This is a genomic window from Cellulomonas olei (genome assembly GCF_039548315.1).
GTDB lineage: Bacteria > Actinomycetota > Actinomycetes > Actinomycetales > Cellulomonadaceae > Cellulomonas.
This window is the reverse complement of sequence record NZ_JBCLVN010000011.1, coordinates 98,516-122,492: the sequence shown is the minus strand read 5'-3', so window position 1 is coordinate 122,492 and position 23,977 is coordinate 98,516. Positions and strand designations below refer to the sequence as shown.

At 71.6% G+C, this 23,977-nt stretch carries 32 protein-coding genes; 14 read left to right on the top strand and 18 right to left on the bottom strand.

The window, feature by feature from the left end; translation table 11 throughout:
* Positions 1 to 25 precede the first annotated feature (25 nt).
* On the bottom strand, positions 26 to 1,036 hold the full coding sequence (locus AAHH18_RS06095) for a S66 family peptidase (RefSeq protein WP_343300956.1): 1,011 nt from the start codon (positions 1,034 to 1,036) through the stop codon (positions 26 to 28).
* Positions 1,037 to 1,147: 111 nt separating this feature from the next.
* On the opposite strand from AAHH18_RS06095, the gene AAHH18_RS06090 reads away from it, so the two are divergent.
* Positions 1,148 to 1,381, top strand: a complete 234-nt coding sequence (locus AAHH18_RS06090; RefSeq protein ID WP_283320327.1) for a hypothetical protein — start codon at positions 1,148 to 1,150, stop codon at positions 1,379 to 1,381.
* A 75-nt stretch (positions 1,382 to 1,456) separates the two neighbouring features.
* Here AAHH18_RS06090 and AAHH18_RS06085 read toward each other — a convergent pair whose 3' ends face one another.
* Positions 1,457 to 1,822 (bottom strand): VOC family protein, encoded by a 366-nt coding sequence (locus AAHH18_RS06085; protein WP_343300955.1) that lies wholly within the window; start codon positions 1,820 to 1,822, stop codon positions 1,457 to 1,459.
* Between the two features lie 60 nt (positions 1,823 to 1,882).
* Between AAHH18_RS06085 and AAHH18_RS06080 the strand changes: the two genes are divergently transcribed.
* From AAHH18_RS06080 to AAHH18_RS06070, 3 genes are read left to right on the top strand one after another with little or no spacing between them, the layout of a single operon-like run.
* Positions 1,883 to 2,335 (top strand): MarR family winged helix-turn-helix transcriptional regulator, encoded by a 453-nt coding sequence (locus tag AAHH18_RS06080; protein WP_343300954.1) that lies wholly within the window; start codon positions 1,883 to 1,885, stop codon positions 2,333 to 2,335.
* 34 nt (positions 2,336 to 2,369) lie between these two features.
* A complete protein-coding gene (locus AAHH18_RS06075) occupies positions 2,370 to 3,314 on the top strand; it encodes an aldo/keto reductase (protein WP_343300953.1) in 945 nt (314 codons plus the stop codon).
* Positions 3,315 to 3,352: 38 nt separating this feature from the next.
* A complete protein-coding gene (locus AAHH18_RS06070; RefSeq protein ID WP_343300952.1) occupies positions 3,353 to 3,718 on the top strand; it encodes a MerR family transcriptional regulator in 366 nt (121 codons plus the stop codon).
* Between the two features lie 219 nt (positions 3,719 to 3,937).
* Here the strand turns inward: AAHH18_RS06070 and AAHH18_RS06065 are convergent, their stop codons facing one another.
* Both AAHH18_RS06065 and AAHH18_RS06060 read right to left on the bottom strand, forming a co-directional pair.
* The gene (locus AAHH18_RS06065; protein ID WP_343300951.1) at positions 3,938 to 4,234 is read right to left on the bottom strand and encodes a hypothetical protein; all 297 of its coding nucleotides are present in this window, start codon (positions 4,232 to 4,234) and stop codon (positions 3,938 to 3,940) included.
* Between the two features lie 117 nt (positions 4,235 to 4,351).
* Positions 4,352 to 4,606, bottom strand: coding sequence for a hypothetical protein (locus tag AAHH18_RS06060; RefSeq protein ID WP_343300950.1), 255 nt, complete (start codon positions 4,604 to 4,606; stop codon positions 4,352 to 4,354).
* A gap of 66 nt (positions 4,607 to 4,672) precedes the next feature.
* Between AAHH18_RS06060 and AAHH18_RS06055 the strand changes: the two genes are divergently transcribed.
* Positions 4,673 to 5,011 (top strand): hypothetical protein, encoded by a 339-nt coding sequence (locus AAHH18_RS06055; RefSeq protein ID WP_343300949.1) that lies wholly within the window; start codon positions 4,673 to 4,675, stop codon positions 5,009 to 5,011.
* 299 nt (positions 5,012 to 5,310) lie between these two features.
* A complete protein-coding gene (locus tag AAHH18_RS06050) occupies positions 5,311 to 5,628 on the top strand; it encodes a hypothetical protein (RefSeq protein WP_343300948.1) in 318 nt (105 codons plus the stop codon).
* A gap of 35 nt (positions 5,629 to 5,663) precedes the next feature.
* On the opposite strand, the gene AAHH18_RS06045 is transcribed toward AAHH18_RS06050, so the two are convergent.
* The 10 genes from AAHH18_RS06045 to AAHH18_RS06000 all read right to left on the bottom strand — a co-directional run bounded on the left by AAHH18_RS06045 (position 5,664) and on the right by AAHH18_RS06000 (position 12,904).
* Entirely contained in the window at positions 5,664 to 6,662 is a 999-nt protein-coding gene (locus tag AAHH18_RS06045; RefSeq protein WP_343300947.1) for an HNH endonuclease, read from the bottom strand.
* A gap of 131 nt (positions 6,663 to 6,793) precedes the next feature.
* On the bottom strand, positions 6,794 to 8,098 hold the full coding sequence (locus tag AAHH18_RS06040; RefSeq protein ID WP_343300946.1) for a rolling circle replication-associated protein: 1,305 nt from the start codon (positions 8,096 to 8,098) through the stop codon (positions 6,794 to 6,796).
* A 237-nt stretch (positions 8,099 to 8,335) separates the two neighbouring features.
* Positions 8,336 to 9,400, bottom strand: a complete 1,065-nt coding sequence (locus AAHH18_RS06035) for a hypothetical protein (protein WP_343300945.1) — start codon at positions 9,398 to 9,400, stop codon at positions 8,336 to 8,338.
* Positions 9,397 to 9,555 (bottom strand): hypothetical protein, encoded by a 159-nt coding sequence (locus tag AAHH18_RS06030; RefSeq protein ID WP_343300944.1) that lies wholly within the window; start codon positions 9,553 to 9,555, stop codon positions 9,397 to 9,399. Before AAHH18_RS06030 ends, AAHH18_RS06035 begins: the two co-directional genes overlap by 4 nt.
* Before the next feature lie 9 nt (positions 9,556 to 9,564).
* Positions 9,565 to 9,768, bottom strand: coding sequence for a hypothetical protein (locus AAHH18_RS06025; protein ID WP_343300943.1), 204 nt, complete (start codon positions 9,766 to 9,768; stop codon positions 9,565 to 9,567).
* A gap of 124 nt (positions 9,769 to 9,892) precedes the next feature.
* A complete protein-coding gene (locus AAHH18_RS06020; protein ID WP_343300942.1) occupies positions 9,893 to 11,659 on the bottom strand; it encodes a hypothetical protein in 1,767 nt (588 codons plus the stop codon).
* Between the two features lie 88 nt (positions 11,660 to 11,747).
* Positions 11,748 to 11,954, bottom strand: a complete 207-nt coding sequence (locus AAHH18_RS06015; protein WP_343300941.1) for a hypothetical protein — start codon at positions 11,952 to 11,954, stop codon at positions 11,748 to 11,750.
* A gap of 40 nt (positions 11,955 to 11,994) precedes the next feature.
* Positions 11,995 to 12,117: a hypothetical protein gene (locus AAHH18_RS06010; protein WP_343300940.1), complete on the bottom strand. Its 123-nt coding sequence runs from the start codon at positions 12,115 to 12,117 to the stop codon at positions 11,995 to 11,997.
* 416 nt (positions 12,118 to 12,533) lie between these two features.
* Positions 12,534 to 12,659, bottom strand: coding sequence for a hypothetical protein (locus AAHH18_RS06005; RefSeq protein ID WP_343300939.1), 126 nt, complete (start codon positions 12,657 to 12,659; stop codon positions 12,534 to 12,536).
* Entirely contained in the window at positions 12,656 to 12,904 is a 249-nt protein-coding gene (locus AAHH18_RS06000) for a hypothetical protein (RefSeq protein ID WP_343300938.1), read from the bottom strand. Before AAHH18_RS06000 ends, AAHH18_RS06005 begins: the two co-directional genes overlap by 4 nt.
* Before the next feature lie 297 nt (positions 12,905 to 13,201).
* On the opposite strand from AAHH18_RS06000, the gene AAHH18_RS05995 reads away from it, so the two are divergent.
* From AAHH18_RS05995 to AAHH18_RS05980, 4 genes are read left to right on the top strand one after another with little or no spacing between them, the layout of a single operon-like run.
* Positions 13,202 to 13,576, top strand: a complete 375-nt coding sequence (locus AAHH18_RS05995) for a LapA family protein (protein ID WP_343300937.1) — start codon at positions 13,202 to 13,204, stop codon at positions 13,574 to 13,576.
* A 57-nt stretch (positions 13,577 to 13,633) separates the two neighbouring features.
* Complete coding sequence (locus tag AAHH18_RS05990; protein ID WP_343300936.1) at positions 13,634 to 14,098, top strand: hypothetical protein; 465 nt, start codon at positions 13,634 to 13,636, stop codon at positions 14,096 to 14,098.
* A gap of 6 nt (positions 14,099 to 14,104) precedes the next feature.
* The gene (locus AAHH18_RS05985) at positions 14,105 to 15,202 is read left to right on the top strand and encodes a fatty acid desaturase family protein (RefSeq protein ID WP_343300935.1); all 1,098 of its coding nucleotides are present in this window, start codon (positions 14,105 to 14,107) and stop codon (positions 15,200 to 15,202) included.
* A gap of 15 nt (positions 15,203 to 15,217) precedes the next feature.
* A complete protein-coding gene (locus tag AAHH18_RS05980; RefSeq protein ID WP_343300934.1) occupies positions 15,218 to 15,430 on the top strand; it encodes a hypothetical protein in 213 nt (70 codons plus the stop codon).
* 66 nt (positions 15,431 to 15,496) lie between these two features.
* On the opposite strand, the gene AAHH18_RS05975 is transcribed toward AAHH18_RS05980, so the two are convergent.
* Complete coding sequence (locus AAHH18_RS05975) at positions 15,497 to 16,510, bottom strand: glycosyltransferase family 4 protein (protein WP_343300933.1); 1,014 nt, start codon at positions 16,508 to 16,510, stop codon at positions 15,497 to 15,499.
* Between the two features lie 179 nt (positions 16,511 to 16,689).
* Here AAHH18_RS05975 and AAHH18_RS05970 point away from each other — a divergent pair, with 179 nt between their 5' ends.
* From AAHH18_RS05970 to AAHH18_RS05960, 3 genes are read left to right on the top strand one after another with little or no spacing between them, the layout of a single operon-like run.
* On the top strand, positions 16,690 to 17,853 hold the full coding sequence (locus AAHH18_RS05970) for a glycosyltransferase (protein ID WP_343300932.1): 1,164 nt from the start codon (positions 16,690 to 16,692) through the stop codon (positions 17,851 to 17,853).
* A complete protein-coding gene (locus tag AAHH18_RS05965) occupies positions 17,853 to 18,920 on the top strand; it encodes a glycosyltransferase (RefSeq protein WP_343300931.1) in 1,068 nt (355 codons plus the stop codon). The genes AAHH18_RS05970 and AAHH18_RS05965 overlap by 1 nt, the downstream gene beginning before the upstream one ends.
* Complete coding sequence (locus tag AAHH18_RS05960) at positions 18,917 to 20,257, top strand: glycoside hydrolase family 130 protein (RefSeq protein WP_343300930.1); 1,341 nt, start codon at positions 18,917 to 18,919, stop codon at positions 20,255 to 20,257. The genes AAHH18_RS05965 and AAHH18_RS05960 overlap by 4 nt, the downstream gene beginning before the upstream one ends.
* Positions 20,258 to 20,533: 276 nt before the next feature.
* On the opposite strand, the gene AAHH18_RS05955 is transcribed toward AAHH18_RS05960, so the two are convergent.
* The gene (locus tag AAHH18_RS05955) at positions 20,534 to 21,004 is read right to left on the bottom strand and encodes a GNAT family N-acetyltransferase (RefSeq protein WP_343300929.1); all 471 of its coding nucleotides are present in this window, start codon (positions 21,002 to 21,004) and stop codon (positions 20,534 to 20,536) included.
* A 393-nt stretch (positions 21,005 to 21,397) separates the two neighbouring features.
* On the opposite strand from AAHH18_RS05955, the gene AAHH18_RS05950 reads away from it, so the two are divergent.
* Positions 21,398 to 21,925 (top strand): GAF domain-containing protein, encoded by a 528-nt coding sequence (locus tag AAHH18_RS05950; protein WP_343300928.1) that lies wholly within the window; start codon positions 21,398 to 21,400, stop codon positions 21,923 to 21,925.
* A 101-nt stretch (positions 21,926 to 22,026) separates the two neighbouring features.
* Here AAHH18_RS05950 and AAHH18_RS05945 read toward each other — a convergent pair whose 3' ends face one another.
* Together AAHH18_RS05945 and AAHH18_RS05940 are read right to left on the bottom strand one after the other, a co-directional pair.
* Positions 22,027 to 23,388: a TrkH family potassium uptake protein gene (locus tag AAHH18_RS05945; RefSeq protein ID WP_343300927.1), complete on the bottom strand. Its 1,362-nt coding sequence runs from the start codon at positions 23,386 to 23,388 to the stop codon at positions 22,027 to 22,029.
* 115 nt (positions 23,389 to 23,503) lie between these two features.
* Positions 23,504 to 23,965 (bottom strand): carboxymuconolactone decarboxylase family protein, encoded by a 462-nt coding sequence (locus AAHH18_RS05940; RefSeq protein WP_343300926.1) that lies wholly within the window; start codon positions 23,963 to 23,965, stop codon positions 23,504 to 23,506.
* Positions 23,966 to 23,977 lie beyond the last annotated feature (12 nt).

Genomic DNA, 23,977 nt, shown 5'->3' with positions numbered 1-23,977 from the left:
GCCGGCGTCGCGCGGGCCGGGGTGCTCACACCAGGTGCTGCACGATCTCCCGCCGGTCGCCGTCGACGACCACGGTCGCGAGCGCGCCGTTCACCAGGGGCAGGTGGGGCGGCACGTGCCCGATCTCCACGTCGAGCACGATCGGCACGTCGAGCCGCCCGAGGGCGTCGAGCACCGCCTCGCGCTGGGTGAGGCGGGGGTGGTCCGGCGCGCGGGTGCGCCCGACGAGGACGGCGTTCGCGTGGTCGAACCACCCGGCGAGGCGCATCCCGTGCAGGGCGCGGCAGACCGCGGCGGCATCGTCGGCCGCCGCCTCGACGTAGACGACGAGCCCGTCGTCGGCGTGCGCGCGCCCGAACGCCGCGACGTCGCCGTAGGGCGTGCCGGCGAGGGCGGTCATCGTCTCGATGCAGCCGCCGACGAGGCGGCCTGTCGCGTGCAGGGTGCCGCCGGACGCCAGGTCCCAGCGCCCGTGCCCGACGGGCTTCCACCGGGTGGCGCGGCTGTCCTCGGCGAACGTCCACCAGTCCGCGACCAGTCCGGAGTCCCGCTGCCGGTGGGGTCCGGCGCCGGACGCGATGTCGAGCCAGCTCAGCAGGCCGGGGGGAGTCTCGTACGGGGTGTCCGCGAGGTTGTCGCCGTGCAGCGTGGCCCAGCCGAGCCGCGTCGTCAGGGGCACCAGCAGCGTCGACAGGTCGGAGTACCCGACCAGCCAGGTCGGCTCCGCGGCGGCGAGCGCGTCCCAGTCCAGGAGGTCCACGAGGTCGATCGCGGTCTCGCCGCCCCACGGCGGGACGACGCAGCGGATCGCCGGGTCGGTGAGCATCGAGGTCAGCTCCGCGGCGCGCCGCGACGCGGGCCCGGCGGTGATGCCCGAGCCGTCCATGACCTCGCCCACGACGACGTCGTAGCCCGCGGCGCGCAGGTGCTCGACGGCGACGTCGATGCGGGCGGTCTCACCGGGCTGGACGCCGGCCGACGGGGACGTGACGCCGATGCGGTCGCCGGGCCGGAGCGGGGCGGGGAACCGGATCATGCACCGCATCGTGCCAGCCGCCCGGCCCCCGGGTACGGGCGACGACCCGCGCCGGGGTGCCCGGCCCGTTTCCGCCCGCGACGTCGGCGAGCGCGCTACGGTCGTGAGGTCATGGAACGGACGAAGAAGCCCTGGTGGCGGATGACCCGCACCCCGACGAGCGGGTTCGTGCTCGCGGGCGTGTTCACGGTCATGGCGCTCCTCCGGTGGTTCAGCTGGGCACCCGGGGATCAGCGTGAGCTGACGCTCGCCTGCCTGTTCACGGTCACCGCGGCGGCGTACCTGGCCAGCGCCACGGCGATGCTGCGCCGTGAGCGCGCGGCCGGCCGGACGCGGCGGGCCTGAGCGGGCCACGCGCGCCGACGCCGGCGTCACCCGGGCGGGTCAGGACGGGGTTGAGCGCGGCCGGCGCCGCGGGGCTCACGCGCGGTCGTGCAGCGTGACGTGGTAGCCGTCGGGGTCGGAGAAGGTGAACGTGCGGCCGAACGGCCCGTCCACCGGGGCGGAGACGATGGTGCGGCCGTCCGCCACGAGGGCGTCGTGGATCGCCTGCACGTCGGTGGCGTGCAGCCAGAGGGCCACGCCGAGACCGGGACGGGGGAGCGGGGCGAGGTCGGTCCCGGGGAGCAGGTCGCGGAGCGCGAACGCAGGGTCGGTGGTGAACACCACGGCGTGCGGCGGCCCCGCGGGCGAGCGCACCAGACCGAGGTAGTGCTCGTAGAACGCCTGCGAGGCCGCGAGGTCGCGGACCTGGAGGGAGATGAAGTCGGGGCCGGTGACGGGCATGCGTGCTCCTCGAGTGGATGTCAGTAGACCTGACATGCAAACCTATGTCAGGATGTTGACATGACGCAAGAGGCAGCCGGGATCGACCTCGAGACCTCCCTGGGCTACCTGCTGAAGGAGGCCTCCAGCGCCCTGCGCGCCGCCATGGAGGAGGCCCTCCGGCCGCTGGGGCTGACCGTGACCCAGTACTCGTGCCTGGAGCTGCTGGCGCAGCGACCCGGGCTGTCGGCGTCCGATCTGGCCCGCGGCGCGTTCGTCACGCGGCAGTCGATGAATGTCGTGCTCCAGGGGCTCGACCAGGACGGCCTCGTCACGCGGTCCGCCGAGCCGGCCGTCGGCAAGACGCTGCCCACGCGCCTGACGTCGCGCGGCCGCGAGACGCTCGACCGTGCGACGGCGGCCGTCCGCGGCGTCGAGGTGCGGATGCTCGACGGGATGTCCGACGACGAGCAGGCCGAGGCGCTGCGGCTGCTGCGGAGCATGCTCCGGTCGCTCCGGCACGCAGGGGCTTGATCGTGAGCGCGCTCCAGGTCTCAGGATGGCGCGCATGACACAGGACACGGCAACCGCCCGGCTCGTGCTCGGGACGATGGACTACGGCACGGTCGTCGACCGTGGACGGGCGTTCGCGCTCATGGACCGGTTCGTGGAGGCGGGCGGGGTGTGGCTCGACACCGCCGACTGCTACTCGTTCTGGACGGACCCCTCCGGCGTCGGCGGCGCCAGCGAGCGGGTGATCGGCGAGTGGCTCCGCGCCCGGCCCGGCGTGAGGGACGAGGTCAGGATCGCGACGAAGGTCCGACAGAACCCCCTGGTCCCGCACCGGTGGCCGGAGTCCGCCGAGGGGCTCTCGCGCGACGCGGTCCTCGCCGGCGTCTCCGGCAGCCTGGAGCGGCTGGGGGTCGACTCGGTCGACCTGCTGTGGGCGCACGCGGAGGACCGCGGCGTCCCGCTGGCGGAGACCGTGACGGCGTTCGGCGAGCTCGTCGACCGCGGCGTGGCGTCCCGCGTCGGTGCGGCCAACCACCCGGCCTGGCGCGTGGAGCAGGCGCGCACGATCGCGCGGTCGACCGGGGTGGAGCCGTGGACGGCGCTCCAGCTGCGGCACTCGCTGGTGCTGCCGCGCCCCGAGGCGGTGCTGCCGAACGCGGGCCACCGGCACCTCACGCCGGACGACGCCGACTACGCGCGCACCGAGGGGCTCGACGTCTGGGTGTACACGCCGCTGCTCCACGGGGGGTACGTCCGCGCCGACAAGCCGTTCCCCGACGCCTACGATCACCCCGGCACCACCCGGGTGCTCCGGGAGCTCGACGACGTGGCGGCGCAGACCGGCGCCACGCGCAACCAGGTCGTGCTCGCCTGGCTGCTCCACCAGGGCATGAACCCGATCATCGGCGTCAGCGCCGTGGCGCAGCTCGACGAGGCGCTCGAGGCCACCCAGGTGACGCTGCAGGACGAGCACGTGCAGCGGTTCGCCGCGGCGCGCTGACCCGAGGACCCCGACGACCCCGAACGCGAGGAGAGGCGATGACGACGACGTGGGCACCGGCGGATGCCGCCGCCAGGACCGGGCTGTCCCTGGACACGCTGCGCTACTACGAGCGCGAGGGGCTGATCGGGCCCGTGTCCCGGACCCTCGGCGGGCACCGCGCGTACACGGACGACGACCTGTTCTGGATCGGCCTGATCAGCTGCCTCCGGGACGCCGGGCTGGGCATCGCCGACCTGCGGGAGTTCACCACCTTGCTCCGTGAGGGCGGCAGCGGCGACAGGGTCGCGTTCCTCACCGAGCACCGGGCCGAGCTCCAGCGACGCGCGGGCCAGCTGCAGAAGGCGATCGGTGTGCTGGACGAGAAGATCGCGTACTACGCGGGCGTGGCCCCGGACGCGTGAGATCTGGGTCGGTGAGCGCCGAGCGGCGGACCGTCGCATCTCCGGTGCCTTGCGCCGATAATGGACGGGTGGTAGTGCGCTCCGAGCGCACCTCGGGTACGGTGGTCACAAGTCCCCCTAGGGAAAGTCTGAGATACCTGGGGCGGGCTAGACGCCCCGGGACGCCGCGCCAACGGCCCCGGGGCGCAGCACTGTCTACGCCGAGTAACGACGGTTACGTCAGGCGGGCAGGAGGGCGGTCTCGACGGCCTTCACCGTCAGCCGCAGGTTCCCGCCGGCCGAGCGCGCCTCGCAGTTGAGCCGCACCAGCTCGTCACGCTTCGGCAGGGGGATGCTGCCGTCGGACGGGAACCGGACGTCCACCGCGTCGTAGGCCGGCGTCAGCACGCGGGCCTCGATGTAGTCCCACACGATCGCCGGGCCGTTCGGGTTGTCCGGGTTCGGCATCGAGCCGTTCTTCCGCTCGGACTTGACGACGTTGCCCTCGACGAACACGTCAGCGTTGCGCTGAGCCATGACACACCTCACCAGTTGTCTGAGAGTCCCGCGCCAACGGGACCTGATGGGAGATGCCTACACCCCCGAGGGGGTGAACGCACAGACCGCCACGCGGGCGCCACCCGAAAGGGCTAGTCACCCGAGGAGTCTGACCGCGTTCCCGATCCAGGCGACGAGCATGAACGCGAAGATGATCCCCGCCCCGATGTTCGCGCGCCGGAGCGACCGCTTCACCTTGCGCAGCTCGGCGCGAGCGACGTCGCGCTCGGCGGTCAGTTGCGCGATCCACTGATCGCGCGGATCGAAAGCCGGGGGAGGACCCCCGTACGCGACGAACCGCGGGTCAGGCGCGTCCGGCGCCGGGAAGTCAGGTGCCCCCTGCCAAGTCATGCCGGCTGAATCGGCAGAACCGAACGGCCCCTTGAGCCTGACGCGACAACTGCCGATGCTGGACAGATGGCAGCCGCTCCCCGACGTTCCCCGCACGACGGACTCACTGCGTCCGAGGGCGAAGAGCTGGTCGAAGCTGCGCGCCGTCCCGACCGTCTCGCCCTCGAACCGATCGACCGCTACCGCGAGGTCGCCGCCGAGTACGCCGAGCGCACCGTGCGCGCGCTCAACGGCAACGACCTGCGCGAGGCCCTGCGCGCAGCGACCATCTCCGACGCCGCCACCCGGACGGTCGAGTCCGAACTCAGGTTCCGTGAGCGCTCACGCGAACTGCGCGAACGCTGGGAGCAAGACCGCCAGGCCCAGGCGGCCGACCGCCCGCGAGGCCTCGCGATCGCGCGGTGACCCTGCGTGGAGATGTGGCACAGAGAACGAGCCCGGGCCCGGGCCCGGCCGGCGCGAGCGCCGTCCACAACCACCCGCAGGGGTGCGTGGGGCCGCTGATCCGGGCGGAGGAAGGTATACCCCTCCGCTCCGTGCCTCAAGGGCCGATGACCCCGCGTAGCCGGCCGGGGACGGTGCTCCGCACCAAGAACCAAGACTCGGGACGTTTGGCCCTTGACCCACTCCACTCCGGGGGTATGGGGCTCCGCTAACAGATCGACGGCACGGACCGACCGGGCCAGATTGACGCGGAGGACACCATGAGCACCCACGACGTCATCGACAGCACTAACGCCCTGGTCAGCACTCTCGCCATCATCGGCAGGGACCGTCTTGCGACCGTTACGCATGCCCGCGCGGCTCAGGGTGCAGCCGTCATTACCGTCGCAACGCCAATCGAAGCGCGTCAATTGGCGCACGCCCTGAACGCTGACTATGTCGTAACCGCGGGCAGGTACGGCTACGAAACAAGGCACCACGCGTTCGCGCGACCGGTAATCATCGAGGCTGAAGGGCGACCCGCGTTGCCGGCACTGAGTACCCACGGGACGAAGTCCCGCTCCCAGGTTCGCCACTGAACGGTGCCAAAACGGCGAAACGCAGATCGCAGTGCCTAGGTGGGCAGCTTCGCCCCTTTCGCCCGATTGCACCGCCAACACAGAGTCTGCAGGTTTTCCGGGACGCTCAGACCGCCACGCGAGACGGGAATGACATGGTCGACCTCAAGCAGCAGGTGTGGTTCTTGTGACACCGATATTCCACAGGATCGACACGTATGGGCGTCGCGCTCTTTGATGAGGGTGCGCAGGCGGGCTGTCATGAGCGCCCGTTGCCCAGCGGCAGACTTGGACCACCTGATTTTCTCAGCCAGGGTCACAGATAGGGCGTCAAGAGTCTGCGTGTTGAGGACTATATTGGTCTGCTGGCTGCTGTTCCCACCGGCGGAGACATATTGGAACGAGTACCTGGGGTAGGGCACTGCCACTGGCGACAGGTGTACGCCGACTTGCTCCCAGAACTCCGCCTTGTAGTGTTTGAGAATGAAAGCAGGAGGAGAAATCGCGGCGGTAATGCTCGCTTCTCTCCTCTGGAGATTAGCGACTGCCTCCTCAAGTCGAGCAATGTCGCCCGAGACCCGCTGGACATCGGCCAGCGCTTCCTGATTTGGCTTAATTGAGAAGTACTTCATGAGGTACTTTATTGGGTCAGTGCTCGCATTGCGAACCACCTGGAGTGACGCGTTGTGCACATGGGGGGCGTGCTCCACGACGTTCCTGTCGCGCCGATACTTCCAGGTCGAGGTGTTTTCGAAAGATGCGAGATGCGCATGTTGTCCGGTGGAAGATGAGCCGAGCTCGAATGAGCCGCTGCGCCGGATCTCGTCGACATACTGAACGATATCGTTGTGGTCGGAGACCACCGATGAGATCTCCGCCTTGAGGGTCTGGAATCGTTCGGACGAGAAGTACCGTCGTTTGCGTATGGTTCGGACGATCGGGTTGGCAATGAGTACGGCGGCGACCGAGAGAACCGTCGCGCCGAAGTTCCCGCCTGCGGTCGGGACAAATATCAAGACCGCGACGATAGCCGCAACCAGAACAGATGTGGGCACCGCGTGCCACCCCCCTCAGACGGATGGTCACACACTAGAGCTGGCCCGGGGGTTGCCGTGGGCAGACCGGCACCTCAAGTCGACACGACGGCATCAGGAACGCGTTGGGGATCCCAGGCGGGGTGCCTGCCTCACGCCCTCATGACCGCGAGTGCTCGGGCGACGTCGTACGCGAGCCCAATGCCGTCGTTCACGACCACGGTGCCGCCCCCGAGGGACGTCGTACCGGCGGCGCCGAGGTTCCGCAGCCGGTAGCGCCGACGCGGAGCGGGAGCGTCGCCCATCCGGGCGTGGTAGTCGGCGCGCCGCCGCGCGGCCTGGTCGAGTCGCCAGGCACGGGCGCGGTGGACGTGGCGGAGCATCCGACGCACGGCGTACCACTCGCGCATGTTCAGGTCGACCTCGACTGTGCCCTTCTTGAGGCCCCAGTACCCCCAGAACCGGCCAGGGCCCTCACCGTCGGCCCGCCACTCTGACGGCACAATGTGCTGGTACTCCTTCCCGTCCGCGTGCTTCGAGCTGTGGCCGAGGAAGTAGGTCGCGATCCGGCGCGGGTCGCTGAACCGCTGACCGGAGTAGTCGACTGCGGTTCCAGCCGCGAGGTGCCGGCGGAACTCCGTGTCCGAGACCTCGCACGTGCACAGCGCCCGGTCGCACCGGTGACAGAACGTGTCGTCGGCGGCCACGCACTCGGCCCAGGTGCGGGACAGCCAGTCCTCGAACACCTCACCGGCGACGAGTGCCGGCACCCGGAGCAGCAGGTGCACGTGCGGGGCGCCGCGCCGCTGGAACTCCAGCTTCCACAGGCCGCGCACGTCGAGGCCGGCGCGGACCCACCGGGACCGGAACCGCTCGATCGCGCGCTTGAAGTGCCGCCCGGTCGGCGCGACGGCTTGCCAGTTGCCCGGCAGCGTCAGCGTGACCATCGCGAGGTCGCCGGACTCATCGGTCCACTCGGACAGGTCGAGCTGCGGGATGGTCGTGAACATGCGGGCACGGCTCCGACTCGACCAGACCGCGATCACGCGGCCCGGCTTCGGTGTGATCCAGCCCTGGGCAACAGGGCCGCCGCCGAACAGCCCGTCGGGCGTCATGTACACGAGGTCCCGCGTGCCGTCCGCGTCGGCGTGCTCGGGGCTGTACAGGCTCAAGACCGTCGCTCGGGGGTCGGTGCGCTCCCGCTCGGCACGGGCCTCCGCGCGTACCGCGTCGAAGGTGCGCAGGCCGATGGTCCCGGGGGAGACCGAGAGCCGGAACGTGCGGCCCTCACCGAGCCCGAGGCCGGCGGACGCCGACAGCAGCGGAGCGCCGCCGACCATGTGCCGCTGGCGCACGTACCGGCCATCGGCCCCGACCACCGGGGCCCCGGAGGCGTCGTACGCGTACGCCTCGCGCCACACGGCGCCGTCGTTGACGTCCAGGACGTCCTGGGCCACCACAGGCCCGTACGCGGCCCCCAGGGACCGCGCAGCCGCCTCCGCGTCATCGCGGGACGGGAACGAGTGCGGAACCAGCCCCGCCGTCAGCCGATCGAACTCGACTTCGGGTGCGACGGGGCCGGTCCGCTCCAGCAGAGCAGACAACCGCGATCCTGACGTCTGAGCCCCCGCGCCAACGGGGGAGGGGTGAACAGGACGGTGAGCGGGTCTACCCGGCTGGGGCCCGTGGTCGGTTCACGCGGCACCGCCAGCAGCGGCCGCGTCGACCAGACGCTTGCGTGACCCCGACGGCGTGACGATCTCCACGACCCCCGGCGGGAGCCGGTCCGGGTCGCTCGGGCACGTGCACGCCGGAGCAGACCGCCGGCCACCGCACGAGAAGCACATCCCGCCCTCAGCGGCAGCCCCGAGCTGCGTCACCGCAGCGGCCGTGTCGTACGCGCGCTCCGCGATGTGACCGGGACGCCAGAACGACTGCCGGGCGACCGGGACCAGGCGCTCGCGCTTGCCGACCGTGAACCGGTCGAACTCCGAGGCGTCGAACATCGTCCAGCGGAAGAGCCGAGCCTGCGCCCACACCCCACGCCGCTCGACCGCGAACCGGCCCCGGCACAGCACCACGCCGCGCGTCACCGACCTGATGCGCAGATCCGCGTTGCCGTAGTCCGGCGTGGTCCACAGCAGCCGCGCGTCCCGGCGCCTGAGCTGCTGCACCAGGTTCTCGACCTGCACCGGCAGGCTCATGCTCGACCGCGACGACGCGACGCCGGTCACCTCATCCATGAGCACGTCCGTGTGCTCGACACCGAGGAGCTGCACGAACGAGCGCAGCCGGTCGTAGTACGGCGACGGGTTCCGCAGCGAGAACGGCGGCGCCGTGACGTCGCGCAGCTCCACGGTCGACAGCACCCGCCTCATCCCCGTGGTCGTGCCGCCCTCTGCGAGGACCGTGACGCGGCGGCCGTCGTCGGTGTTCCCCCACTCCGTGTCGCAGTCACACACGGCGGTGGGCTCCGTCGAGAGCATCACCCGCGACGTGCAGGAGGCGGAGTGCGTGTGCAGGTGGTCCGGGTTCTCGCACGTCCAGCGCGACCCGCGCAGCGTCGGCAGCACCGCGTACACCGCGGCGAGCGTCTTGCCGCCGCCATTGCCGCCCACGAACGCGCAGATCGGGGTGTTCGCGATCACGCCGGCGGCCGTCAGGCTCTTGGTCCGGTCGACGCCGGCACGCCAGAACCGCCACCGATCCCGCAGCCCCTCCGGGCGCACGCACGGGAACTCCGGGCCGGGCCGGCTCACAGCAGCTCGCCCGTCTCCGGGTCGCGCAGACGCGACGGCAGCGGCGCGGAACTCTCCACCACCACGGCCTGCCCGCCCCGGCGGACCGAGCGACGCCGACGCGCGAAGCCGACGACGAGCCCGAGAGCCAGGCAGGCGAGGAACAGGAACACCACGGCGACCTCCTACGGCCAGATCAGGTTCCACACGGTCAGAAGCAGCCGGACGATCACGAACACGACCACGGCCGACAGCAGCCCGAGCATCGCGACGGTCGGGCCCATGATCGGGACCAGCGAGTCGGCCTGACGCACGGCCTTCCACGCCACCTCGACCGGGCCGATGTTGAGCGCCTGACCCTCCGGCAGGAGGTCCACGACCCACTGCACGGCGGCGAGGATCGGAGCGAGTAGCGCGTCTGTGATCACCGGTACCCCCTGTGCTGCTCGGTCTGGGGCGCGCGGTCGCGCGACGCTGCGCGCCGTGCGGCCGCGTGCCGCTGAACGGGGGCGCTCATGCGGTCCCCGTGGATCCAGGCGCGTACGTCTTCCACGCCCACCAGGCCAGGGGAGCGATGACCGTGAACCACACGACGACCGTGAACAGGGGCCGGTAGTCGCGCAGCAGCCGCGAGACGGGGTCAGACCAGGTGCAGGAGTCCAGCAGCGGCTGGTCGTGACCGATCACGAACGCGATCGGCAGGGACAGCACCAGGCACTCACTACCGGACGACGGCGGCGCGAGCGCCTGCGAGATCGATCCGAGCTCGGGAACCGGTGTCTTGGTCTGGAGCGCCTGCCCGATCTGCTCGACCTTGACCTGACTCTGGGTCGGGACGAAGGCGTTCTCGAGCGCGCACAGGGTGCTCTTGTAGTACCACCACGGGTTGAACGCGCTCGCCCACGAGAACGGTGGCGGGCAGTCATCTGAGCCCGGGTCGCCACCCGGGTCCGTGCCGGCATCCGGGCCGACGTTGCCTTCCGGGTCGGCGTAGTTGGCGCCGCCGGGCTGGAATGTCGGGGCGTAGACCAGGCAGTCATCTAGGGCGACGACGGAGCCGCCGTACGTGCACTCGTACTGGTCGTCCCGGGCGGGGTCGGTCGCCCACGACGCACACAGCGAGGGGTTGGAGAAGCAGGAGAGCCGGGCGCCGGTCACCTGGTCGATGCGCGACAAGAGCAGTTGACACCCACCGCCCGCGCACGAGGACTCGGCCCACTCGACGTAGCCCTCGGGTGCGTCCCAGGAGAACACCAGCGAGTCATCCATGCCCTGGGTGACCTGGTACACCTCAAGCGCGACCGGAGCGGCTCCGCCCTCGCACTGAGCAGCCGGGAAGCCAGGCCACTCCGGAGAGGACTCCGTGAACGGCGACGACAACGCCGACCCGGACGCACCGGACGAGCAGCGCCAGACCGTGCGCCACCACCGCTGAGGGTCCGGCGACGGGGACTCCGGCCGAAGGGTGTGCTCCGGGGCGTACCAGACCTGCCGGGTACCGCTCGTCGAGATGCGAAGCGCGGTGAGGGAGCGGACCTCAGTCGTCCAGGTGTACGAGCTCGGCGCCGAGAAGTAGGGACTAGAGACCGAGGACCAGGCCCCGAGGCCGGCCGCCGCGTCGCACGTAGTCGTCGTGCAGAAGTCAATCCCGGTCACGCTGTTCGACCCGCGATACAGGGACACCGTGACAGACCGATTGCCTGCAACCCCCGAGATGGCGACCGTGCCGCGCACGCTGCCCGCAGCGCCGCCGTACCAGATCTCACCGAGCGGCGAGTAGTTCACCGCAGACGCACTGCTGATGTCGACCCAGCCGTGGGGGTCGGTCGCCACGTCGGAGTTCCTGTCGTACTCAGGAGACGCGATGACGCCGCAGTTGGAGCCGACCGTGAGCTGCGCGAGGTCGCACCAGAGGTCCCCGGAACCGGTGGGGAGTCCGAACACGCTCGCGATGTGCGACGTGGACTCATACCCGACGGTGAACCCGAGCAGCGCGACGCCAACACCAGAGGCAGCGCCGCGGACGCCGACCTTGGACGCCGCGCCGCCGGTGGTCGCGCGGTTACCGACGATCTTGTCCGGGTTGGAGGTGAGAGTCCGGTCCCACTGGTCCGGCGTGAGCGTGTTGGCCTCGGTGCCGACCGCCGAGGGATTCCAGGTGATCGGGGGCGGCGCCTGATACGCCATCGCGGCCGGGGCGTGCGGGTCGAGCACGACGAGGCCCAGGCCGACGAGAACAGCGGCGACAACAGTCGACATGCGTCGCAGGTGCACCAGCACGGTCAGGGCCCTTCCGGGGAGAGTGGCGGGGTACTGCCCGGCGCGCCCTGTTCGGGAGGGCACGCCGGGCAGCCGGGGGACAGGTGGCTCAGGAGCCGACCTGCTGCGACGCCTTCTTGGCGGCACGGTTGGCGATGAACACCGACCGCAGCACCCAGGCGAGGCCGAGGATCGCCGCGCAGCCCGCGACGATCAGCGGCACCGACACGGACAGCTCCGTCTGCGACGCGTCGAAGACGGCGGAGACACCCGAGCCCGGGGCGGGCGGCTCGACGGCCAGGAGGATGGGGAGCATGGTTCTTCCTTCCAGTTGAAACGAACGGGGGAGCGGTTGCTCACCCGTGGGCGCCGCTCCACTCGCGCACCTTGTACACGAGCGCCACGGCTGTACCGACCGCCACCGCGACGGCAGTTCCGATGACCATCTGCGCGAGCAGGTCCGCGCCGGTCAGATCCACCGCGACGCCTTGCTAGCAGCGTCAGCGGCCCACACGACGGCCAGCGGGGCGACCAGGAAGGCGCCCACCGCCGACACGAACTCCACGATCACGAGCCCGTCACCTCGTCAGCAGCCGCACCGCTGCGACCGCGCTCAGGAGCACCAGGACGACCCCGATCACCGCGAACCCCAGCGCGAGCTGCATCGCGTCCGCGGACAGCGACACCACGCACGGGACGTCCGGCGTACCGCAGCCCGTAGTAGCCGGCGTAGTAGCAGCCGGCTCCGAGGCAGGCGGAGAGGACGAGGGCACCGGCTCGGGGAGCGACGACTGCGAGGACGACGATGCCGAGGGCTCCGGCGACGGCTCCACGAGCGACAGGGGCACGGAGGCCGGCCCCCACGCTCCGGAGAGCCCCAGCGAGGCCGGCCACGTCACAGCACCCCCCGCAGGAACTCGCCGGGAGAGGCCGGACGGTCACGATCCGCCCACGCCATGAGACCGACAGCGGCCGTGACCGCGACGACCTCCGCCAGGGAGACCAGCAGGAAACGGATCACCGTTCCACCTGCCGATCCGCCAGAGCGACGCTGACGGCCCAGGCGTGCGGCTCAGCGATCAGCACACCGAGCCACGTCACGGCGTCACACAGCAGCGCCCGCTCCGGGCCGTCGACACCGGCCTCGCAGAACTCCACGAGCTGATCGAGCACGATCCGCCGCGCCATCCGGGCACACAGCCGGACCGACTCCGGCGACATCGAGTCAGCGCCGTGCAGCTCGCGGATCGTCAGGAACGTCCGCACGGCATGATCGGCGTACGCAGCGCCGGTGCCGTGAACCTCCACGAGCGAGCCTGGCTCGCGAACCTGCTGGTCAGCGTTCTGACTTGACGCCGATAATGGACGTTATGTCAGATATCAGTCTGCGTCCTGCATCTGATGCAGCCCGCGTGGTGTCGCCATCCCTCCCCCATGGGCCGAGCAACCCCGCCTTCCGCCTGAAGGGTCGCATTCGCTCGAACAGGCGTACGATCTAGCTAGCCCCGAGATGAACGGCCGTCAGCTGACGGCCTGCGTCCCGGCACTGCGGAAGAGGGCGTCATGCCCGTCCAGCGAAGCTCCACCCACCAGCCCCACGATCTCCCGACGACGCCCGTCCGCGACGCGGTGCGTCCGGTCCCCGCGGTCGGTCGGCCTCCCGGCCGCACGCGGACCGGGTCGGCCTGGGTCGGCGTGTGCGTCGGGGCGCTCGTACTCGTGGCCCTGGTGGTCTTCATGCTCCAGAACACCTCCCCGGTCGAGGTGTCCTTCCTCGCGATGACCGGGACCGCGCCGCTGGCCCTGGTGATGCTGGTCGCCGGGCTCGGCGTCGGCGTCGTCGCCCTCGTGATCGGGAGCCTGCGCATCGGTCAGCTCCGACGCCGCATCCGCGCCGCTCGGAGCACCGGCACGACGCCGCACCGTCCGACGCTCTGAGGCACCCCGGTCGGCTGCACCTGCGGCCGCCGCACTCCCACAGGCAGGCCCACCCTCATGACCACTCTCGACGGCGTGCCCACGCGCACCCCTCCGGCCACCCTCTCCACCGACCTGCACATCGTCTCGGTGCTCGAGTCCGGGCTGCCCAGCCGCCTCGCCACCCCCGAGCAGCCCACCGCGTACGTGGTGCCGCTGGTCTTCTCCCGACAGGTCTCGCCCTCCGAGCGCGCCAGGATTGAGGCGCCGGAGACTGCTCGCGCCATCGCGGAGGCGACGGGCCGCACCGGGACCGGGCTGCGTCTCACGGTCTCCGACCTGCGGCTGCTCGTGGAGCCCACGACCCTCGAGGAGCTGCGTGACGGGCTGGCGGCGGCGCTGGCCGCCATGCTGCGCGACCTCGCGGGCGAGCTGCGCCGGGCGAGCGCCGAGCGCGAGGTCGCCGCCGAGGCGCAGACGACCCGGGAGCGGCAGCGCGCCGACGCCGTGCACGCGACGATCGCCTCGATCAGGTTCGAGTAGCCCGCCATGGGCACCCCCACGCCGGCCTGGACACCCTCCCCGGCGACCCGACCGGCACGGGAGCGTCAGGTCAGCGAGTTCACCGACCTGAGCCGCCTGGTGCAGGAGTCCGGCCTGATGCGCCGCCGCTACGGGTACTACTGGACCCGGTTCGTCGTGCTCACCGCCCTGCTGGTGACCACGGTGACCATGTTCGTCCTCGTCGGCCCGTCCTGGTGGCAGCTGGTCACCGCAGCCGTGCTGGCCGCCGTGCTCGGTCAGGTGATGTTCCTGGGTCACGACGCCGCCCACCGGCAGATCTTCGAGTCCGGCCGATGGAACGACTGGTCCAGCCTGATCCTCGCCGACCTCTACGCGGGGATGAGCTACGGGTGGTGGCAGCACAAGCACTCTCGGCACCACGCGAAGCCCAACCAGGTCGGCGCGGACCCGGACATCGCCACCGACGTCATCCTCTTCCACACCGAGGACCTGCCGGCGGCCCGCTCCGGCCTGAAGGGCTGGCTCACCCGCCGTCAGGGCTGGTTGTTCTTCCCCGTGCTGCTGCTCGAAGGGCTGAACCTGCACGTCTCTGGGGTCAAGACCGTGTTCGGGCGGGGACCGGTCAAGCGCCGGCCCGTGGAGATCGCCCTCATCACGTTGCGTCTGGGCGGCTACCTCGCCCTGGTGCTGTGGCTGCTGCCGATCGGGATGGCGGCCGCGTTCCTCGGGGTCCAGCTCGCGCTGTTCGGCCTGTACATGGGGGCCGTGTTCGCCCCCAACCACAAGGGCATGCCGCTGGTCCCGCGCGACGCACGGATCGACTTCCTGCGTCGACAGGTGCTCTCGAGCCGCAACATCCGCGGCAGCCACGTGACCGACACGTTGATGGGCGGCCTGAACTACCAGATCGAGCACCACCTGTTCCCGAGCATGCCGCGCCCGAACCTGCGGCGGCTTCAGCCGACCGTGCGCGCGTTCTGCGCCGAGCGCGGCATCGCCTACACCGAGACCAGCCTGCACGCGTCGTACGGCATCGTCATCCGCCATCTGAACGCCGTCGGGCTCGCCGCGGCCGACCCGTTCCAGTGCCCGCTCGCCGCGCAGTACCGCACGGCCGGTTGACGAGGAGCCACCACCATGACCACGTCGAACCCCCTGCCGCACCCCCGCCGGCCTGATGATCCCGCCGACCCCGAACCCGCGCCCCGGACGACGCCGCAGGTGGAGCCCGACGACATCGACCCCTCGCGCCAGGCCGAGAACCGTGAGGCCGACGACGGGCCCCCGGACCCGCCGAAGGGCCCCGGGCCCGACCCCGACGACATCGACCCGTCCTCGCCCACCGGGTGAGGCGGAACGGCCACGGGTGAGGAGCGCGCCCTGAGGACAGGCAGGTGTTGGACGCCCGTCCAGCTCTCACCCGCCAGAGGCGATCCGTTCGAGGGCGCGCTCGTAGTCGTCGACCATCCGCGCCGAGGAGAACCGCGTGACCGCGTCGGCACGGCACGCCGTCCGGTCGACGGCACCCGTGCGCGCGACCGCGTCGACCGCACCGGGGACGTCGGTGACCAGGTAGCCAGAGGTGTCGGGACGCACGAGCTCGGGCATGGATCCGCGACGGTAGGCGACGACGGGGGTTCCTGCCATCATCGACTCGACCACGGAGAGCCCGAACGGTTCGTCGAAGTCGATCAGGTGCAGCAGGGCGCGTGCACTGCCGAGCAGCCGGTCGCGCTCGCGCGGCCCGACCGCGCCGACGTACCGGACCCGGTCGCCGTCGAGGTGGGGTTCCACCTCTCGGCGGTGGTACGCCTCGTCGTGCACGACACCGGCGATCAGCAGGGGCAGGCCGGCGCGGCGGGCGACCTCGATGGCCGTGGCGGTGCCCTTGTCGGGGTGGATCCGCCCGAGGAACAGCAGGTACCCGCCCTCCCCCGCTCCGAGGGTGAACGCGTCGGGGTCGACGCCGTGGTGGATCGTCGCGGCGTAGGTGAGGTCGGGGTGCCGGTCCGCGTCACTGATCGCGACGTAGTGCGCGATGTCGTCGTAGGCGCGGTACACCGGGACGATCCGGGCGGAGGAGAAGCCGTGGATCGTCGTGACGACGGGCGTGGTGGTGAGCCTGCTGAACACCAGCGGCAGGAAGTCGAACTGGTTGCTGATCACGTCGAAGCGGTCGGCCCGTTCGAACACCGCCGAGATGTGCAGGGCCTCGGCGACCTTGGCGTCGAGGCTCGGGTCCTCGTCGTACCCGGCGGGGGTCTCGGCGTGCAGACGGGCGGTGGTGGTCGAGTCCGCCGAGGCGAAGAGGGTGACGTCGTGCCCGCGTGCCACCAGCCCCTCGGTGATCGTGGACGCGACCTGCTCCCACGGGCCGTAGCCGCGGGGCGGCAGACGATGTGCGATCGAGGCGAGCACTGCGACTCTCACGTCGCCCTCCCGGGTTCGACCCGAGGGTGGGCCCGGGTCGGCTGCTACTCTCGGATCAGATGTCGTCGGGCTCGTGCCCAGACGACGGCGCCCTCAGCGGCGCGTTCAGGGACGCGGCCTTCTTCTCCTTCCGTGCACGGCAGCACCCGCTGCGCGAACGTACCAGGGAAGAAGCTCCGATGAGCGTGCGCCTTGCTGTCCTGTCGACCTACCCGCCCACCCCGTGCGGCATCGCCACGTTCAGCGCGGCGCTGGCATCACACCTCGTCGAGGCAGGCGCCGAGGTCGCGGTCGTACGCCTGGTCGACGAGCCGGAGCTCGCTGCCGCCCCGGTCGTGGCGCAGTGGGTCACCGGGCAGCCGCGCGGCGCCCGCGCCGCCGCCGCGGTGCTGGACCGGTACGACGTCGTGCTCCTGCAGCACGAGTACGGCATCTACGGCGGCCTGGACGGGCAGGACGTGCTGGACCTGCTCGCCCAGGTCCACGTCCCGGTGGTGACCGTGCTGCACACCGTGCTGACCACGCCCACGCCGAACCAGCATCGGGTGCTGGCCGGGCTGGTGGCGTGCTCGGCGGCGCTCGTCACGATGACGGCGACCGCTCGGGACCGGCTGATCGCGGGGTGGGACGTCGACCCGCGGCGGGTCACCGTCGTGCCGCACGGTGCGGAAGACAACCGATCTGCGGTCCCCCTGGCGGACGGGAGGCGGACAGGCGAGCCGCACACCGTGCTGACGTGGGGGCTGCTGTCGGACGGGAAGGGCATCGAGTGGGCGCTGCGGGCCCTGGCCCGGATGCGCGGACGAGTGCCCCTGCCGACCTATCTGGTCGTCGGTCAGACCCACCCTCGGGTGCTGGAGCGTGAGGGCGAGGCGTACCGCAACGCTCTGGTGGCCCTGACCCATGAGCTCGGGTTGAGCGAGGTCGTGCGGTTCGACGCCCGGTACCTCTCCGGCCCCGAGCTGCGTGCCGTGGTCCGGTCGGCCGACGTCGTCCTGCTGCCCTACGACTCGGTGGAGCAGGTCACGTCCGGTGTGCTGACCGAGGCCGTGGCCGCCGGCAGGCCGGTGATCGCGACGGAGTTCCCGCACGCCGTCGAGCTGTTGTCCGACGGTGCCGGGCTGCTCGTCCCGCGACGTGACCCGGAGGCGATCGCCGCGGCCCTGGAACAGGTCCTGACCGTCTTCGGTGTCGCGGACGCGATGGCGCACACGGCGGACCGGCTGGCCGACTCGCTGCTGTGGCCGGCGGTCGCCGAGCAGTACCTCGCGCTGACGGCAGCGGTCCGGGAGCCGGACCTGCCCTCGGCCGCGCTGGTGCCGGCGCTGCCGGCGGCCGTCTGATGTCCGCGCAGGTCGAGCCCACCACCGCTGCGGAGCCGGTCGCAGGCCGGGCGGTACGGCTCACGCACCTCCTGCACCTGAGCACTCCGAGCGGCCTGCACGAGCACGCCCTGGGCCGTGAGCCGCGCCCCGAGCACGGCATGTGCGTGGACGACGTCGCCCGTGCGCTCGTCCTGACGGCCCGGGTCCCGCACCCCGATGCAGCGGTGACGGACGCCACGGACGTCTACCTGCACTTCATCCGGCAGGCGCAGCGCGGTGCCGGGCTGCTGCACAACCGCCGCACCGTGGAGGGCGCGTGGCAGGACGAGCCCTCGGCCGGCGACCACTGGGGCAGGGCGCTGTGGGCGCTGGGCACCGCCGCGGCGCACCTGCCGCCGGGCCCCCGTGCGGATGAGGCACTGCGCGGAGCCTCTGAGGCGCTGCTCGGGCGCTCGAGCCATCCGCGCGCGACCGCCTACGCCACGCTCGGCGCCGTCGAGGTGCTGCGTGCGGCCCCGCAGCACGAGGGCGCGCAGCGCCTGCTGGACGACGCTCGCACGACGCTCCCCCGCCCGCGCACCGACCCGCGCTGGCCGTGGCCCGAGGCGCGGCTGACCTACGCGAACGCGGTGCTGCCCGAGGCGATGATCGCCGTCGCCGAGGTCGTGGCCGACGACGGTCTGCTCGATGCCGGCGTGCGGTTGCTCTCCTGGCTCGTGACCGAGCAGACCGTGGACGAGCACCTGTCCGTCGTGCCTGCCGGGGGCCGTGGCCCGCACGATGCTCGTCCCGGGTTCGACCAGCAGCCGATCGAGGTCGCTGCGCTCGCCGAGGCGGCGGCGACGGCGCGTCGCGTGACCAGCGACGAGGCCTGGTCACGGGTGATCGAGCGGTGCGTCGCCTGGTTCGAGGGCGCCAACGACACCCGGGTCCCGGTCCGCGACCCGGAGACGGGCGGCGGGTTCGACGGGCTCGAGCGCACCGGGGTGAACCAGAACCAGGGTGCCGAGTCCACCCTGGCGTGGCTCGCGTGCGCGCAGCTCGCCGGGCCTCCCGCCGTCCGGGTGCGGACCGCGACGTCGTGAGCGCCGCGGACCCGCCCGAGCCGGTGAGCGCGAGCGACCGCGGGACCGCGGGACCCGACCCGTCGTGGGTGCGCCGCACCGGACACCTGCTGCGCCCCGATCCCGACCGGGTCCTGGCCCGTCCGTTCCTGCCCGGCCAGGAGCTGGACTCCTCCGGGGAGTCCCGGTCCGCGGCCGTCCTGCAGCGGGTGCTCGAGCTGGACGACCACGAGGTCGATCGTGAGCTGCAGGTCCTCGTCGCAAGGTTCGCGCATCGGCACCACGACCTGCCGGCGATCTGGGACGAGCACTTCACCCTGGTGCGCGACCGGCTGCCCGATGCCGGGCCGCTCCCGGAGCATCGGCGCCGGCTCGTGGGTGCCTGCTTCACCCAGGAGTACGCGATCGAGGCGGCAGCGCTGTTCAACCCATCGATGGTCCCGCACCCCGACCAGGACGGGTTGCCGGCCGGGTCGACCCGGTTCGTGATGACCCTGCGGGGCACGGGCGAGGGACACGTCTCCAGCATGGAGCTGCGCACCGGCACCGTGGACCTCGCCGGCGTGGTGCGGCTCTCGCCGCCGCCCGTCCATGCCCGGCCGCCGTCGAAGGTCGAGCAGATCGCCCGACGCTCCTGGCGGCTGGAGTTCCCGCCGGGGTCACCGTTCGACGAACGGGTGCTGCCGCCGCAAGGCCCCGCGGAGAGACACGGCATCGAAGACGTGCGCATGGTCCGGTTCCGTGACGACGACGGCACCGCGACCTACCTCGGCACCTACACGGCCTTCGACGGGCGTGCCATCACCGGGCAGCTGCTGCGCACACCTGACTTCACGCACATCACCAGCGGACCGCTCAGCGGACCGGGTGCGCAGAACAAGGGCCTCGCGCTGTTTCCCCGGAAGATCGCCGGTCGGTATGTCGCGGTCTCCCGTCCGGATCGGGAGAACAACGCGATCACCACCTCCGACGACCTGCTCCGCTGGGACCACCCTGCCGTCGTGCAACGACCGGAGCATGCCTGGGAGCTCGTCCAGCTCGGCAACTGCGGCCCCCCGATCGAGACCGAGGCGGGCTGGCTCGTCCTGACCCACGGCGTCGGCCCGATGCGGACCTACGGCATCGGCGCGCTGCTCCTGGACCTCGACGACCCGATGCGGGTCGTCGGGCGGCTGTCCCGGCCGCTGCTCACAGCCCAGGGCGACGAGCGCTCCGGCTACGTCCCGAACGTCGTCTACTCCTGCGGGGCCATGCAGCACGGGCACTGCCTGGTGCTGCCCTACGGCTGCAGCGACTCGACCACCCGGCTCGCCCTGGTCGACCTGCCCGCCCTCCTCGAGAAGCTCGCCGGTCCGTGACCGAACGCGCGTACGCGGACAGTAGCGAGCCCGATCGATTCTGGGTCGTGGCATCGAAGAGATGGTCATGAACCACGCTCGAGAGCGTGTCGGCGCCGGCGCCACCAGGCGCTCGTTCAGTCCGAGTCCAGCCGACGCAACCCATCGCAGGCGTCCGCGGCCGACCGTCAGCAGACCGGCGCGACATGCCGCCACTTCAGCGCGAGTACGACCAACCTTGATACGCAGAGGTGCCAGTAGTGGACTGCGTATCGCCCTGACCGTGCCCTGCTGACGTCAGGCGGTGCCTCGGCGGTCGTCGGCGACAGCGGCGAACAGCAGGCTGTCTTCGCGGTTCCCGCGGATGAGCATGTGGGAACGCATGACGCCTTCCTGCCGCATGCCGAGCTCGTCCCAGGCGAAGGCGAGGACCGCCGACGCGGCCTCCGTGGCGTAGCCCCTCCCCCAGTGCTCCCGCGCCAGGACGTAGCCGATTTCGCCACGACGGTGCTGGGCGCTCGTCACGGAGACCATGCACGCCCCTACCAGGGCCCCGCCGACCGTGATGGCCCAGGTGATCGCGGCACGCTCCGGCTGAGACGCGGCCGCGACCCTCTGGTCGACGAACTCGTGAGTCTGCTCCAGCGTGTTCGGCCCCCACTCCGTGTACCGGCACACCTCGGGGTCGGCCGCGTAGGCGTGCACCGCCTCGACGTCGCCAGCGGTGAAGTCCCGGAGCAGGAGCCTGTCTGTCGCCAGTGTTCGCACTCGATCACCCTCGAGACGCCCGGTGGTTCGTCGCCGCCCCATTCGAGACCAGGACGACGATCCCGATACGCAGACGACGCCGCGAGGCTGTGGTCCGGGCTCAGTGCTCGGAGAGCGGTTCCCACCGTCCGTCGGGCGTGGAGGTCCCCGTGCGAACCGGGTCGAGGACCTCCTGGGCTCTGACAGCGACGGCTTCCGCGCGTCGCGCGAGCTCGTGAGGTGCTGGCCGCCCGGCCCGACCTGGCAGTGAGCGAGCCTGGTTCGGGATGTCACCGATGACGTGGGCGGACGTCCTCTCCTGACCTTCCGGGACGAAGAACACCTTTGCTACCCGTCCGGCCGGCCGATGCTACGGGGACCACAACCCGGTGGTGACGAGAAGCGGAGGCACCGATGCCGACCGACCCCAGCGTCGCAGTCGTCGACCAGGACGAGGCCCGGCGCCTCGATGCCCTTGCCCAGTACGCGGTCGTGGAGACGTTCGACGAGCCCGAGTACGACGAGCTGGTCGAGCTGCTCGCCGACCTCCTCCACGTGCCCGCCGCGACGATCGCCGTCCTCGACGCCTCGCAGGAGTGGTTCAAGGCCCGGGTGGGGACGGACGTGCGGCAGATCCCCCGGGAGGAGTCGTTCGCGCGGCACATCCTGGCCGCCCCTGACGCGGTGCTGGCGGTGCCGGACATGGCCGCCGACCCACGCTTCGCGACCAGCCCGTTCGTCGCGGGGTACCCGGGCTTCCGTGCGTACCTGGGGGCGCCCGTCGTCTCGCTGGACGGGACGTTCCTCGGTGCGATCGAGGCGCTCGACCTGGTTCCCAGGGTCTGGACGGATCGCGAGATCAAGCACGCCCACACCCTCGCGCAGGTGCTGGAGACGCACCTGGAGTTCCGCCGGTTCACTCGCGACGCGGCCCGCGGCTGACCCACCAGCACAGGCAGCTGCGGCACGCCTGTCGCGAGCCGCGGGCCGGGCGGCTCTGCTGACCCGGAGGCCTCCCCGGAGGTGAGTCGTCGGCGTGGTGGTCATCCGATGACGGGGGCGCTCTCCGGGTAGCGGAAGAGCCGGCGTCGTTCCCGCAGTGCGAGCGCGGTCCCGAGGGTGATCGGCCCCAGGCGTCCGAGGAACATCAGGGCGACGAGCAGGAGCTGGTGCCAGACCTGCAGGTCGGCGGTGATACCGGTCGAGAGGCCGACCGTGGCGAACGCGGAGACCACCTCGAACAGCACCTGGTCGCCGCTGAACCCCGAGGTCGAGGTGATGACGATGGCCGGGGCGACCACTGCCGCCACGCCGAGCAGGGCCACCGCCAGCGCCTGCCGCTGCGTGGTGGTCGAGATGCGGCGGTCGAACACGGTGACGTCGGGGTCGCCGCGCAGCTCGGACCAGATCGCGAACAGCAGCACCGCGAACGTGGTGAGCTTGATCCCGCCGGCCGTGCCGGCGCTGCCGCCGCCGATGAACATCAGGACGTCCGTGCCCAGCCACGTCCCCGGGTTCATCCCGGCGACGTCGACGGTGTTGAACCCGGCGGTGCGGGGCATCACGGCGTGCACGAACGCGTTCAGGAGCTTGCCGCCGGTGTCCATCGACCCGAGCGTGGCGGGGTTGGACCACTCGCCGAGCACCATGAGCAGGAACCCCGCGGGCAGGAGCACCGCGGTCAGCAGCAGCGTCAGGCGGGTGTGCAGGGACCACCGCCGGGGACGCCACCTGCTGCGGCGCAGCTCGAGGAGCACCGGGAAGCCGATGCCGCCCACGAGCACCGCCAGGGTGAGGGGCACGCACACCCACGGGTCGGAGGCGAACCGCACGAGGTTGTCCGGGTAGAGCGCGAACCCGGCGTTGTTGAACGCCGACACCGAGTGGAACGCACCGTGCCACAGCGCGCGACCGAACGGCTCGTCGTAGACCGTCATGAACCGTGCGGTCAGGACCGTGGCGGTGGTGATCTCGACGACCGCGGTGATGGCCCCGACGCCGACGAGGACCTGGCGGACGTCGCCCAGGCCGACGCTGCGGGTCGAGGCGGCCGCCGTCAGCCGGGTCCGCAGCCCGAGGCGCCGCGACAGCAGCACGCCGAGCAGCGACGCCAGGGTCATGATGCCGAAGCCGCCGACCTGGATCAGCGCCAGCACGACTCCCTGGCCGAACCCGGACCATGCCGTCGAGGTGTCGACCACGACCAACCCGGTCACGCACACCGCCGACGTGGCCGTGAACAGTGCCGCCATGAACGACGGCGTCTGCCCCGGCGCCGCCGAGACCGGTAGGGACAGCAGCACCGTGCCGACCACCACCGCCGCCGCGAACCCCAGGACCACCAGCTGCCCCGGGCCGCGGTGCGCACTCAACCGCGCCCGCAGACGCACGGACACGACAGGCACAGCATCTCCCCCGGGGTCGGCACGTCCATGCTGCGAGCTGCAGCGCACACGCATCGCACCGTGCCGAGGATCAGGAGCTGCGCCGGACGCGCCGATCCTCACGGATCCCTAACAGTCACTCACGGGTCGCGGGATGATCCGGCCCGCCCCGGCGTCCGACCGGCACGGCGTCGCTCCCGTGAACCCGCACCGACCCGTGAGCGGGCCGTGAGGCCCGGTCTCCCCCACCGCCGCCCGGCGTGTGCTGCCGCGTCCGTCGGACGGCGGCGGCGCCGAGCGAGGTGCTCGGTTGGCCGAGGTAGGAGGCGAGCAGCACCATGAGCGACTCGAGCCCGTCCTCCGAGACGCCGTTGCGGCGCGCGAGCCCCAGGTAGACGTCGAGCCGGTCGTCCGTGACGTGCTGACCCACGAGCGCGGCGATGACGGCGATGCTCCTGTCGCGGTCCGTGAGCTCGTCGGTGCGCCATGCCGGCCCGCCGGCCGCGGCGTACGCCTCGGTGGTGAACAGCGTCCCCGACCGGTCGCTCATCCGCGCCTCGATCTCCGTCTCGGGCAGGCCGAGGTTGCGCGCATACACGGCGCGCCCCCG